This is a genomic window from Paenibacillus intestini (assembly GCF_030803945.1).
Classification (GTDB): domain Bacteria; phylum Bacillota; class Bacilli; order Paenibacillales; family Paenibacillaceae; genus Paenibacillus; species Paenibacillus polysaccharolyticus.
The window spans coordinates 285,315-298,815 of record NZ_JAURUN010000004.1 but is presented as its reverse complement, the minus strand read 5'-3'; the positions used below and the strand labels follow the sequence as shown (position 1 = coordinate 298,815).

9 protein-coding genes are annotated in these 13,501 nt (G+C 48.8%); 3 read left to right on the top strand and 6 right to left on the bottom strand.

The window, feature by feature from the left end:
• Positions 1-90: 90 nt before the first annotated feature.
• The gene (locus J2T16_RS14515) at positions 91-1,125 is read right to left on the bottom strand and encodes an AraC family transcriptional regulator (RefSeq protein WP_336121708.1); all 1,035 of its coding nucleotides are present in this window, start codon (positions 1,123-1,125) and stop codon (positions 91-93) included.
• A 135-nt stretch (positions 1,126-1,260) separates the two neighbouring features.
• Here J2T16_RS14515 and J2T16_RS14510 point away from each other — a divergent pair, with 135 nt between their 5' ends.
• On the top strand, positions 1,261-1,848 hold the full coding sequence (locus J2T16_RS14510; protein ID WP_090924117.1) for an NAD(P)H-dependent oxidoreductase: 588 nt from the start codon (positions 1,261-1,263) through the stop codon (positions 1,846-1,848).
• Between the two features lie 172 nt (positions 1,849-2,020).
• On the opposite strand, the gene J2T16_RS14505 is transcribed toward J2T16_RS14510, so the two are convergent.
• From J2T16_RS14505 to J2T16_RS14490, 4 genes are all read right to left on the bottom strand, one after another.
• Positions 2,021-3,025 carry a cation diffusion facilitator family transporter gene (locus J2T16_RS14505; RefSeq protein ID WP_253499466.1) on the bottom strand — a complete coding sequence of 335 codons (1,005 nt, stop codon included), beginning with the start codon at positions 3,023-3,025 and terminating at the stop codon, positions 2,021-2,023.
• Positions 3,026-3,207: 182 nt separating this feature from the next.
• On the bottom strand, positions 3,208-3,816 hold the full coding sequence (locus tag J2T16_RS14500) for an SMI1/KNR4 family protein (protein ID WP_499018578.1): 609 nt from the start codon (positions 3,814-3,816) through the stop codon (positions 3,208-3,210).
• Between the two features lie 297 nt (positions 3,817-4,113).
• Positions 4,114-4,887, bottom strand: a complete 774-nt coding sequence (locus tag J2T16_RS14495; RefSeq protein WP_499018577.1) for a DODA-type extradiol aromatic ring-opening family dioxygenase — start codon at positions 4,885-4,887, stop codon at positions 4,114-4,116.
• A complete protein-coding gene (locus tag J2T16_RS14490) occupies positions 4,884-5,561 on the bottom strand; it encodes an alpha/beta hydrolase (protein ID WP_499018576.1) in 678 nt (225 codons plus the stop codon). Before J2T16_RS14490 ends, J2T16_RS14495 begins: the two co-directional genes overlap by 4 nt.
• Before the next feature lie 309 nt (positions 5,562-5,870).
• Here J2T16_RS14490 and J2T16_RS14485 point away from each other — a divergent pair, with 309 nt between their 5' ends.
• Both J2T16_RS14485 and J2T16_RS14480 read left to right on the top strand, forming a co-directional pair.
• Entirely contained in the window at positions 5,871-6,236 is a 366-nt protein-coding gene (locus J2T16_RS14485) for a glyoxalase superfamily protein (RefSeq protein ID WP_336122773.1), read from the top strand.
• Between the two features lie 41 nt (positions 6,237-6,277).
• Positions 6,278-6,826 (top strand): helix-turn-helix domain-containing protein, encoded by a 549-nt coding sequence (locus tag J2T16_RS14480; protein WP_154959444.1) that lies wholly within the window; start codon positions 6,278-6,280, stop codon positions 6,824-6,826.
• Between the two features lie 205 nt (positions 6,827-7,031).
• On the opposite strand, the gene J2T16_RS14475 is transcribed toward J2T16_RS14480, so the two are convergent.
• On the bottom strand, positions 7,032-13,037 hold the full coding sequence (locus tag J2T16_RS14475) for an S-layer homology domain-containing protein (protein ID WP_499018575.1): 6,006 nt from the start codon (positions 13,035-13,037) through the stop codon (positions 7,032-7,034).
• Positions 13,038-13,501: the final 464 nt, after the last annotated feature.

Sequence of the window (13,501 nt, the reverse complement as noted above, 5' to 3'; positions counted from 1 at the left end):
TATACAGCATACCACGAACTGGAAAAGGGGAACCTCCGTCTTTGGCGTTAAACCATACCTAGACTAAAGTCTAGGTATGGGGTTGCGATCCTATCCCTGCCGAGTCCCCAGATTAGCCCGGTATTGACCCGGGGTCTGTCCCGTCCACTTTTTGAACGCATTCTGGAAGGCACTTTGTTCCGAAAAATGAAGGGCATAGGCGATATCGACGACAGCATAGTTGCCTCTTTGTAAGTAACGTAGTGCCATTTCCTTCCGTACCTGAACGGAGATTTCGTTAAACGTTGTACCTTCTTCACGCAATCTGCTCTGGAGTGTGCGAATGCTCACGCCGAGATGTGCTGCCGTGTGTTGTAATGTGGGGAAGAAGGAAGGCAGACTTTCCGTGATCCAACGGCTTACTTTGCTGGAGAAAGGCTGAGAGGCATACAGGTCTGCTCGGGTCTCCTCTGCCATCGACTCGAAAACCTTCAACATCCTGGCATCCGAATATAAAACGGGCAACGTCAGGACCTCTTTGGATAGACGCAGAAGGGTTTGGGTAGCACCAAACTCGGGAGTGACCCCAAGGGAGTTCACGTAAACAGACAGATCACCTGCCTCGACAGGGGCTTCGTGACGGAATTGAACTTCTCGTACCACGGCCCGGTGATTCGCCAGCTTGTTGATCAGATGTAATACCGATACAGTCATATCCTCTACGCAATGGCGAGACATGGGGATTTCTTCATTTTCAACAGATAACTGAATGATCACATCCGGTCCATCGACCTTCCACTCCAGTTGAAATCCACTATATAAAATATCGTTATACCGCTGGTACGCGCTAAGTGCGTCACCAATCGTTTTGGAGTGCATCATGACATATCCGGGCAGACTTAAATCCGCAAAATCCAGCCGCCCACCCTGGTTTAATCCAAAGTATGGATCGTTTGCATAATCAGCAGCACGCCGCATGATCCGTTCCAATTCAGTGACGGGAATCCGGGCATCCGGGTTCTCCAAGATGAAGGGATCTACATCGATGTCTTTGAAAAAGGATTCCGTTTCAAAACCTTTGTGTACCAGTGTTTTTAAAATAGGATATACCATGGATATCGGGACACTCTGGTTAAGATGTTTCATAAGTCCTCCCGTTTGCACGAATCCGCAATGATTTGGCGTCGTTGATCATTTGTTTATACCTACCTTCACTATATGCTTGTGATATGTCCGTTTCATCGGCCTTCATGAACTATATTATACAGGAGGAATATACGTATGAATGCAAATAAAATTCTCATCATTAACGGTCATCCCGATCCACAGAGTTATTGCAAGGCACTGTCAGAATCCTACGCAGAGGGCGCACGAAAATCAGGTGGGACGGTGGAGATGATCGATCTGAGCGAGATCGAGTTCAATCTTAATCTCCGATACGGCTATCGTCAGCGGACAGAGCTCGAGCCTGATCTGCTGAAGGCACAGGAACTCATTCGCTGGGCAGATCATTTGGTATTTGTGTATCCGACGTGGTGGGGAACGATGCCCGCTGTGTTGAAAGGTTTTATTGATCGGATTTTCCTGCCCGGGTTTGCTATGAGGTATCGGGACAACTCACCGCTCTGGGACAAATTGTTGAAAGGTAAGTCTGCACAGCTTATTGTGACGATGGACACCCCTTGGTTCTACAATGCATTGGTATACAGACGGGCAGGTCATCGGGTCATGAAATCCAACGTCCTTCAATTCAGTGGGGTATCCCCTGTACGTGTAACCGAGATTAGTCCAATCCGCAAGTCCACGGAAGCGTTTCGTCAGAAATGGCTGGGTAAGGTGATGGAAATGGGGATGAGGCAGGCACGATGATCTAATAGGGATAGGAATATCAAATGAGAATCGTTCATAAAGAGTGAGGAACAAAGGATTAGAGCAAAGAAAAGGATCAATAACACAAAGAAACGAGGCAGAGCACTTCCTGCTTCGTTTCTTTGTTGTGCAGATGAAGCAGCGATAAGTCAGTTGTTAACCTGCTTTTTCGCTACTTTTTCAACACATCCGAATGTTTCTTTCCCCAGCTGTTCACGCCGTCGTCTTCAATGATCGAGATCGCCGCGTCAGCAATATCCGGGTTTGTCATCAGTTTTTCCTGAATCCGGAACTTGATATCATCCGCATCCGCTAGGCTGAGTCCCTTAGTCAGCTCAATCAGACCCTCAACATGGTAATACCGGCCCTCTTGAATGATGCGCATCATCTGGATATCAGCTACATGGCTGTCTGCCAGAATTGTCTGGGACACTTTGTCCTCAATATCCTGCGGTGCGGCGACACCGATCAGGCCAATCATGTTGTCGTAGCCGACACGGAAAGCAACGGCAATCATCAGGCATCCGATGATGGTGGTGACAATACCATCTAGCAAAGCGAAGTTTGTCAGTGCAATGACAACAACAGAAACGAGCGCAAGCGTTGCTCCAAGCACAGCTACAACGTCCTCGTAAAATACAAGGCGGGTTGGAGGTGCAGCGCGTCCTACATTTTTAATCGCTGCAGGCACCAGGGCAAACCCTGTCGCTTTGGGCGCACGAGCTTCTTTCAAAATTTCCTTCATGGCTTTGATGAGGATGGCTCCATCGATCACAATATTAAGCACAAGCACACCAATGTTGATCCACAGTCCCCCTGAGTGACCAGCAGGATGCTGGAGCAGGTGAATGCCTTCGTGAATGGTCTCATAGGCCATAATCGTCACCACAATTACGGCAATCATACAGAAAATGTTGATGACCCGTCCGAATCCGGTCGGGAAGCGGCGTGTAGGTTTTTTCTCGGATAATACACTTCCGACAAATACAAACCCTTGGTTAATGGCATCGGCCAGTGAATGCATCGCTGACGCGAACATGGCGCCGCTGCCACTGAATATAAAGGCTCCTCCTTTACATAGTGCAAGTATGGCGTTACCCGCCATGGCTACAGCAGAGGATGTGTTGCCTTTTTTGACGAGAGACATAAAGCTCTCTGACTTCGGTTGTTCAGCCACTTCGGTAGTTCCTCCCAGATATGTAGTTGGTGTAGAAAGACAGTCCTTCTTCCGGTAGCTTGTGCATTTCCACTAAATGTTATTATAACCGCCTTTACAACTCCCAGCATTATGAAACAATGGTCATATCACTATCCAGACGATAACGGCTGTTAATATAATTGTTTGTCATTCAATTTGACTTAGTATTCGATCACATCGATCTCACGCAAATTACGATTGGATTGCTCCAGCAATTCGATGAAGGTTTCAGCCACGTAATAGACAAAGTCAGGATCATGTTTGAATATAATAATCTGTCCATATGTTCCTTGCTCTGTTGGGTCAAAATCCAACATCAAATACAGCGATCCGCCTCCCAGCTTGCCAAAGGTGATCCATGATTTCTGATGCAAATAAGGCTTGATTCGCGGGTCCAGTTCAAGCATTTCTTCTTCGGAAAAATAGTCTTCCATCCGAATCTCTACAGTACCGTCATGTTCTCTCTTCATTTGTTCAAGCGATAACATGTAGAAGACCATATCTTCATTTTGTGCGGCATCACCTGGAAAAAGGATGTGAAAGGCATATCCGCTGCCATTTTTACGTTTGTAGAATGCCCGGAAATCTGCCGGTAGACGTATACTGTAATATTGCTCGAACGCGTCAAGCTCCTCATCGGTTGTTCCTTCCTGTTCGCGGTAGGCCTCCAGCAACTCCTGGTTTTCCTCATCCTGCACCTTTTCTTCCAGCAGTTCCATCAACTCTTGCATGAGCTCATCGATCCGTTGTTCTGACTTTGGTTCTGACATCATGTTTCGCCTCCTTATGAGCGTTCGCATGTCATACTCATCTAATAAATCTGTTGATGAGATGGTTTCCCACTAGTATAGATTTACTCAGGAAACTCGAACAAGAAACCATAGACCCAAGCGGGAGTCCTAAATAACGAATGAATATGGAAGTGTAAAAGTGCACTTGTGGTCTATGTAGTTGCATTCAACCACCTAACAATATCTCAAAAAAAAAGCGTGAGCAGCAGGGTTACCCTGTGACTCACGCTTTGGTCTCTATGTGGTCTATTGGTTTTAAATCGATCTCATGTTTTGTTATTCAAATCTCCAGCAGGACAAACTCAGATTACCCAGCTGATATGCCCGGAACAAGAGAGAGGCTTGTTTCTTCTCATCTCCTGCACCCATGGCGATCAGGATTGGCACAAAATGCTCTGGCGTAGGAACCGCTGCCTGTGCAGATGGAGCAAGCTTGTCATATGCGAAGAGGGCATCCGTATCCCAGTGCTCAAGCTTATCTTGGAGCCAGCTGTCGAATTCCATAGCCCAGGAGTCCACACCTTGATTTTCCCAGTTCAGTCGGCGCAGGTTATGCACGGTTCCGCCGCTGCCAATGACAAGAACATCTTGCTCACGCAAAGAAGCGAGTGCTTGGCCTACCTGATACTGCTGCTCACCCGTCAGATAACGGTTAACGGACAGAGCGATTACAGGAACATCTGCCTCGGGATAGAGCAGGCGCAGTACAACCCATGCTCCATGATCCAGGCCGCGCATCTCATCCGTCTGCACTGATATTCCCGCTTCGGTGAACAACTTAACGATCTCAGCGGTTGTTTCTGCATGTCCTTGCGCTGGATATTTGATCTGGTACAGTTCGGGTTGAAAACCACCGAAATCATAGATCGTGTCATATGAGCCGGTTACAGCAGATACGAGCTGTGTAGTCGATTCCCAGTGAGCGGAGAACAGGACGATTGCCTTAGGCTTGGGCAGATCCTGCCCAAGTTTTTGCAAAAATTCAGTGTACGCATTCTCCTCCAGTGCAAGTGAAGGAGCGCCGTGGGCGATAAACAATGATGGCATCATGATTCAGTCATTCCTTTCGTATCTTCTGTAGATACCCCAGCATCCGTCCGAAGGAAGTGTTGGAGTTTGGCATATAACTCAGGAGTTACATGGTGGCCCCCGCTGTACGGCACATAAGTAACTTGATTCGTATGATTCCGGAAAAACGAAGCATTATCTTCACCCAGATGTAACGGGAAAAGGTGATCCTGATCACCGTGTGAGATAAAAGCGGACAGATTGGATGAAGGCTGCAAAGCATATTCTTCCTTCACAAACTGCGGAATGTATCCGCTCATAGCCACGATGCCTTTGATGGCATCCCCCATGACCAAGGCAAGCGTCATCGCCATGATGCCGCCCTGACTGAATCCGGCGATATAACGCCGTGCAGGATCAATGGCATATTGAGCCGACAGCTCGATGATGAGCTGTTGCAGTCCTTGAACCGAGGCATCATATAACTCGCGAACGGGATTGCCTATGCTTTTGATCTGAAAATAAGCATAACCTCCGCCCTGTACAATAGGCCCACGAATGGCAACAATCATGAAATCGGTAGACAGAGGTTCCATCAAGCGAAGCATGTCCTGCTCATCTGATCCCATGCCGTGCAAGGCAAAAATAACAGGATATTGCTGGGTTTTATCGTAATGTGGAGGTAACTTCACCTCATGAATATAAGTAGAATTCAAACCAATACACCTCCAGGTGAAAGATGAGTTGTGATAAATCGAATGTATAAAATGAATGCAAATATCAAACCAATGCATAGATCAAACCAATGAAGCAAAAAGAGTGGAAAGAAGTAATGACATGGATTAAACTAAAAATAAAAAGTTCACCTATGTGAAAATAATATTCTTATTTATGAACAAAATCTATCATGCTTTCATTGTAGGGTCAACACTTTTTTTGTATGATGAAAATATGTTTTGTATAAGGGAACTTGAAATAAGAATTATTGTGCTTTTATTTCTTTAGAGGAGGACGTGAAGAAGATGATGAAACATATCGTACCTATTCTTAGAATTTTTGATGAAGCGAAGGCAAAGGAATTTTACATGGATTACTTGGGGTTCAAAGTGGACTGGGAGCATCGATTCGAGGCCGATATGCCGCTGTACATGCAGGTGTCGCAGGATGAGATTGTCATTCATCTGTCCGAACATCACGGAGACTGTACTCCTGGTGCGGCATTACGCATTGAGACGGAGCATCTGGAGGAGCTGCATGAGCGGATTTCTTTGCAAAAATATAAATATGCGAGACCGGGTATCCAAAAAACGCCTTGGGATTCACGGGAAATGACCATTACCGATCCATTCGGCAATCGCCTTGTTTTTGTAGAGTCAACGGTTGAATCTTGATTTCAATGAAACGGTAGTTAGAGAGAAGAGAGGGCGGTCACATGGATATTGGCTTGGCCATTCGAACGATACGCAAACAGAAACAGATTACGATTATGCAACTCTGTGAGGGGACAGGGTTGTCCAAAGGGTTTATCAGTAATGTGGAAAATAACAAAACGTCACCGTCCATCGCTACATTAGAAAGCATCGCGGACTACCTGGGCGTCCCTCTACCCTACCTGTTGTTGACATCAGAGCAGCGTATGAATGTGGTTCGCAAGCATGAACGCAAGGAGACTACAGCGGGTAGCGGGCAGATTAAAGTACAGCAGTTAACGGCAAAAGGTGCGATGCGTATGTCCATAGTAGAACTGCCAGCGGGAGCTTCGACCGGGATCAGCAAACATGCGGGGGAAGAGAGCCATCTGGTACTGCAAGGTGTCATCCAAGCGAAGCAGGGGGAAGATGTGGAGACGCTGGAAGCGGGAGATTCGTTTACATGGAACGCGATTGTACCCCATGAAGTGACTAATATCGGCGAGGAACCCGCCGTTGTTCTGATTGCGGTGTCCAAGGAATTGGAGCTGGATCATCTGTTGAACCAGTAAGGTAAGTGAGGCGATTGAGGAAGGGGACGGAATGTAAAATGTGATGTGTGCCGTATGCTTTTATTAGTAAAGATCTGATTCAAGTGTATTACAAAAGCATAAACAGGTGAGGGACACGTGTCCCTCACCTTGTTTTAGTTAATTAGTTCTTCTTTGCGAGTCTTAGCTGTGCCAAATCACAATTCAGTTGCCGTCGTCCCCTTGCTTAAATCAAGCCGGATTTTTGCAATAGTCCCTGAATAATTTTGGCAACCTCAGCTCTAGTGATGTAATCCTTCGGTGCAAGCTCATTGCCGCCTCTTCCTGATACAATGCCAGCCTCTACAGTATCAGCTACACTGCTCAGCGCCCATGCAGACACAGCTGCCGTATCTCCATAAGGACGAAGTATTACGTCTTTCGATTGAACAGCAAGATTGCCTTTCAGACTAGTAATCGCCATTGCTTTGGAGAGGATCACCATTGCCTGTTCCCGTGTAATCGTGTCCATCGGACGGAAGGTACCATCTTCAAAACCGCCGATCAAGTGGTATGCATAAGCAGTATTGACAGCACTGCTGTACCAATCTGTTGATTGTACGTCTGAGAATGAGGTTGCTCCATTCTCCGTCTTGAGTCCCAATGCGCGAACAATGATGGCTGCAAACTCAGCGCGGGTAATATTCCGGTCGGGACTGAACATACCATTGCCCGTACCATCGATAATCATCCGTGATCCCATGTCGCTCACTGCTTGTTTTGCCCAATGTTTGGCCACATCTTCAAATTCGAGCGGATGGTAGACAAGAGAATACGTGCTATTCGTTAAGCTATTGATCTGCGCGTAATATTTGCCGTCAATCACGACAATCTTGGTCGGAACATGACGTATGGTTCCGTCTGTCTCAACAACAATTCCTGTGGTAATCTTACCGGGATCAACACCATTCGGAATCACAATATTTCGTTTGACATAGGCATTAAACTTCGATACTTCGACAGTCTTATCTCCGTAGATGCCCTTCACCGTAAAGTTTAACGGCGATGCGACAAGCGTGAACGTTCCCTTGGCTGCCGCATTCTCAACAACTTTCACCATATCTGTTGTTGGTTCGGAGATTTCGATTTGTACCTGGATATCTTGTAAGGCTACCGACTTGCCGACCTGCTCGGATATCGTATTAATATTGATTTGTTGCGCTGGAATCGTATAGGTCGCACGATCGGTTTTGATCTCAAGAACAGCTTGCTTGTCCTCCATGTTTTTCACCATCTGACCGTTCAATGAGCCGACGGTCACATGGGATTTGTCATTTACAAGTATCGCCACCACAGCATTTTGGCCTTCCGCAGCAAGCTTGTCCTCTAACTTTTTCTGATCCACAAACACGGTTGTAACGGTTTGACCGTTTCGTTGGGTTCTCGCTACGGTCCCCGCATTTTCCGCTTTACCATTCACAAGTATATCCATTCCCGTATTCGTTTTCTCCGGGATGGTTGGAGTACTAGGCACGGATGGCGTATCGATCGGGACCGTGCTACCGCCGGATGACTTTTGCGGAATGACCGCATTTGAATTAGCGGATGCTGTACTTTTTCCTAGACCATTGATCGCTTTCACCGTAAATGTATAGCTCGTTCCATTCGTTAAACCTGTAATTACAATCGGACTTGCCGCTCCTGTTGTGACTGCATTCCCTGATGAATCGGTTACTTCATACCCCGTAATCGGGCTTCCACCGTTCTCGGTTGGAGCTGTAAAGGTTACGGTGGCTTCTCCGTTTCCAGCTACTGCCAAAACATTTGTTGGGGCTGCCGGTACAGTTGCAGGGGTGGCGTTTGCCTGATTCGATTCCCCACTCAAGCCTCCCGAGTTACCTGCTCTTACTGTAAAGAAATAGGTCGTGCCGTTTAGCAGGTTTTGTGCATTGTAGGTAGAGGAATTGATGATAACAACCGAAGCGGTACTAAGCTGACTTGGATCAGTCGACATATAAAGGTTGTAATACGTCGCTCCCGTTACCGTACTCCAATTTAGTGTGACCTCACCGTTTCTACCGACAGCCACAAGGTTTTGCGGATTTTCCGGTGCGTTCGGCATGTTCACAACTTGCATCACTGTAAACGTCACATCCGTCATTTGGGTTGCTGATAACGTTATTGTTGCGGTATATGTTCCCGCTGGTAAGCCATCTTTCGCTTTCACCGTAAAGGCTGACGTGGTCGCTCCGTTCACTAACGTTGTACTTGGTTGCGTAATCACAAAATCGCTAGCATGAATGCCGCTAACCGTTGCCGACAGATTCGACAAATCGCACGTGCCAGTATTCGTTACGTCGATAGTTTTTGTCTCTTGGGTACCCACAGCGTAACCTTGAGTAAGTGCAGCTAACGTTTGATCCGCAATAGGAGCAATCGTATGGGTAGACGCGATGTTTACGTTGACCGCAGCGATGTTGCTCGTTGCCGTTGCGGTCTTGGAGCCGCTGACGCTGTTGTTCGTGTTCGTCACGACAGCATAATAGTAGGTCGTGCCTGTCGATGTTGTCGGAGCGGCATAGGTTGCACTGGTTGCACCCGCAATTGCATTGCCGCCGACCGTGCTGTTCACCGAATTGCTGTACCACTGGTAGGACAGCGTTCCGCTGTCACTTACGCTGGCCGCTACGCTCAAGTTCGGGCTGCTGTCACCTTCGTTAACCGTGGCGCCCGTCGGATGCGTATCAATGCTTGGTGATTCCGCGTTGGTCAGAGCGTTCACGTTGACCGCAGCGATGTTGCTCGTTGCCGTTGCGGTCTTGGAGCCGCTGACGCTGTTGTTCGTGTTCGTCACGACAGCATAATAGTAGGTCGTGCCTGTCGATGTTGTCGGGGCGGCATAGGTTGCACTGGTTGCACCCGCAATTGCATTGCCGCTGATCGTGCTGTTCACCGAATTGCTGTACCACTGGTAGGACAGCGTTCCGCCGTCACTTACGCTGGCCGCTACGCTCAAGTTCGGGCTGCTGTCACCTTCATTAACCGTGGTGCCCGCTGGATGCGTATCAATGCTTGGTGATGCCGCGTTGGTCAGAGCGTTCACGTTGATCGCAGCGATGTTGCTCGTTGCCGTTGCGGTCTTGGAGCCGCTGACGCTGTTGTTCGTGTTCGTCACGACAGCATAATAGTAGGTCGTGCCTGTCGATGTTGTCGGAGCGGCATAGGTTGCACTGGTTGCACCCGCAATTGCATTGCCGCCGACCGTGCTGTTCACGGAATTGCTGTACCACTGATAGGACAGCGTTCCGCCGTCACTTACGCTGGCCGCTACGCTTAAATTCGGGGTACTGTCACCTTCGTTAACCGTGGCGCCCGTCGGCTGTGTATCAATGCTTGGTGATGCCGCGTTGGTCAGAGCGTTCACCGTCAGAGTTGCCGCGTTGCTTGACGCATTCCCCGCTGCATTGGTGACCACGACGGTATAACTGCCCGCATCGCCCGATTGCGTGTTACTGATGCTTAGGGTCGCCGCCGTTGCTCCGCTGATGTTTTCGTCGTCTGTCAGCGCATTGCCGTCTTTCTTCCACTGGTAGCTAAGCGGCGCGTCGCCGCTGGCGGTTATACTGAACGTTGCCGTTTGTCCCGCTGTCACTGTCTTGTTGCCCGGCTGACTTGTGATAGAGGGTGCCACGGGTGCTGGATTCACCGTCTGTGTAACCGCAAATGTCACGTTCGTCATGTTGTCCGCATATACCGTGACCGCTGCGGTGTACGTGCCTGCTGCGAGGCCGTCCTTTGCTTTCACCGTAAACGTCGTCGATGTCGTTCCGCTGTTTAGTGTCGTCGTTCCCGGCTGCGTAATTACAAAGTCGGTCGCATTGGTTCCGCTTAACGCCGTCGCTACGTTTGTCAAATCTCCGGTGCCGGTTTTCGTAATCGTGATCGTTTTCGTGTCCTGAGTGCCCGAACTGTAACCTGCCGTCAGTTCCGTTGCCGTTTGATCCGCTATCTCTGCTATCGTGTACGTTGGTACATTATCGGTCGTGACACTCACCGTGTTCGAGTTGCCTGTGTTCGCCCCGCCGTTGACCACTAAGCGGAAATCATATGCGGTGGCTGCGCTGAGCCCCGTTACCGTCGCAGTCGTCGAATTGGTTGCAATCGTGCCATTCGTGGCTGTTGTCCATGTATTCTCTCCGGCTGGCGACTGCTCGATGAGGATCGCCGTCGCTCCGCTGGCTGCTGTCCAACTGAACGATACCGTTGTGCTCGTCTTCGCTGTGCTTGCAAAGTCAATGATCGCAGATGCAGGCATATCCAGCTTCTGTAAGCGGTGGTTGTTACTATCGGCCACATACACATTCCCGCTGTTGTCTGTCGCCACTCCATAAGGAGTATTAAACTCGCCCAAGCCGTTTCCTGAACCACCGCCGCTCTTCACCCACTCGCTCCATGTACCGCTTCCTGCGTTCAGCTTCTGAATGCGATGGTTGCCAGTATCGGCCACATAGATGTTCCCGCTGCCGTCTACCGCCACTGCTCTTGGAGTATTAAACTCACCCAAGCCGGCTCCTGCGCCGCCGCCGACCTTTTTCCACTCGCTCCATGTATTCGTCGATAGGGTCAGCTTCTGTATGCGATGGTTACCAGAATCGGCCACGTACACATTCCCGTTAAGGTCCACCGCCACTGCACCTGGAACGCTAAACTCTCCCAAACCGCTTCCATTGCCGCCGCCGTCCTTTTTCCACTCGCTCCATGTATTCGTCGATAGGGTCAGCTTCTGAATGCGATGGTTGCCAGAATCGGCCACGTACACATTCCCGTTAAGGTCTACCGCCACTCCATAAGGAGTATTAAACTCGCCCAAGCTGGTTCCAGTGCCACCGCCGACCTTTTTCCACTCGCTCCATGTATTCGTCGATAGGGTCAGCTTCTGAATGCGATGGTTGCCGGAATCGGCCACATACACGTTCCCGCTGCTGTCTACCGCCACTCCAAATGGATTGTAAAACTCGCCCAAGCCGCTTCCATTGCCGCCACCGACCTTTTTCCACTCGCTCCATGTATTCGTGGATTTGTTCAGCTTCTGTATGCGATGGTTGGAAGTATCAGCCACGTACACATTCCCGCTGCTGTCTACCACCACTCCTCTTGGAAAAGTAAACTCGCCCGGACTAATCCCGTTAACAGGCCCTAATACAGACCACTCGCTCCATGTATTGTTGGCTGCGTTCAGCTTCTGAATGCGATTACTGTCATCGGCCACATATACATTCCCACTGTTGTCTACCGCCACTCCATTTGGATTAATAAATTCGCCCAAGCCGTTTCCTGAACCACCGCCGTTCTTCACCCACTCGCTCCATGTACCGGTGGCTGCGTTCAGCTTCTGAATGCGATGGTTGCCAGTATCGGCCACATAGATGTTCCCGCTGCCGTCTACCGCCACTGCTCTTGGAGTATTAAACTCCCCCAAGCCGGCTCCTGCGCCGCCGCCGACCTTTTTCCACTCGCTCCATGTATTCGTCGACAGGGTCAGCTTCTGAATGCGATGGTTGTTACTATCACCCACATACACGTTCCCACTGCTGTCTACCGCCACTCCATTAGGAAAATTAAACTCGCCCAAGCCGTTTCCTGCGACTGCGCCGGCACTGGGCTTTTTCCACACGCTCCATGTATTCGTCGATAGGGTCAGCTTCTGAATGCGATGGTTGCTACTATCGGCCACGTACACATTCCCGCTGCTGTCTACCGCCACTCCTCTAGGATTGTTAAACTCGCCCAAACCGAGTCCATTGCCGCCGCCGACCTTTTTCCACTCGCTCCATGTATTCGTCGATAGGGTCAGCTTCTGTATGCGATGGTTGCCAGAATCGGCCACGTACACATTCCCGCTGCTGTCTACCGCCACTGCGGTTGGATTGTTAAACTCTCCCAAGCCGCTTCCTGCACCGCCGCCGACCTTTTTCCACTCGCTCCATGTATTCGTTGATAGGGTCAGCTTCTGAATGCGATGGTTGCCGGAATCGGCCACATACACATTCCCGCTGCTGTCTACCGTCACTCCTTTGGGAGCGGCAAAACCTCCGGGGTTTGAACTGAAGACCGGCCCGATCCGGCCAAATTGACTCCAGGTCTCAGCTGCATAAGCCGGGATTTCTAATATGCTTGAACATGCAATAATCAAAGCCATGCTCAATATATACAACTTCCTCAACCATTGTTTGGCTTTTCTTTGATGATTCACAGCTCTCGTCCCCCATTTCGACAAAAATCAGGTTTATTATACAAAAACACAATAAACAAAAAATAAACAAGAAAAAAACATGAAAGAGCCTTGGAATCTCGATCAATTCCGAAGGCTCTTTCATTCTGCTTGTTTCTATTGTATCAAAGCTACGACAAAATCCCGGACTCGGGCCAGAACGTATACCTGAAATACCAATGGAAGATATATATCTAATGAGGTAATAGAACCTCTATAGAGTGAGGAGTGTTTCGAATGAGTAAACGAACAAAAGCTACGCGGACCATTGTCCAAAACATAAAACTATAAATAGTCCGGGATAAAACATCAATTCATTTTCCTAAAAACAAAATCAAAACTCCAAGGGATGCCGTGTTTACTTTTAAAAGGTTCCTTAATGATTACGATAGAGAAGTGCTCTGCATCATGACTCTGGATACAAACAATCAACCCAATGCTGTGCA

Excerpts from the sequence above, each read along its gene's own strand:
- J2T16_RS14480 (WP_154959444.1), top strand. The coding sequence starts at position 6,278 with ATGGATATTGGCTTGGCCATTCGAACGATACGCAAACAGAAACAGATT.
- J2T16_RS14510 (WP_090924117.1), top strand. The coding sequence starts at position 1,261 with ATGAATGCAAATAAAATTCTCATCATTAACGGTCATCCCGATCCACAG.
- J2T16_RS14485 (WP_336122773.1), top strand. The coding sequence starts at position 5,871 with ATGAAACATATCGTACCTATTCTTAGAATTTTTGATGAAGCGAAGGCA.
- J2T16_RS14495 (WP_499018577.1), bottom strand. The coding sequence starts at position 4,887 with ATGATGCCATCATTGTTTATCGCCCACGGCGCTCCTTCACTTGCACTG.
- J2T16_RS14500 (WP_499018578.1), bottom strand. The coding sequence starts at position 3,816 with ATGTCAGAACCAAAGTCAGAACAACGGATCGATGAGCTCATGCAAGAG.
- J2T16_RS14515 (WP_336121708.1), bottom strand. The coding sequence starts at position 1,125 with ATGAAACATCTTAACCAGAGTGTCCCGATATCCATGGTATATCCTATT.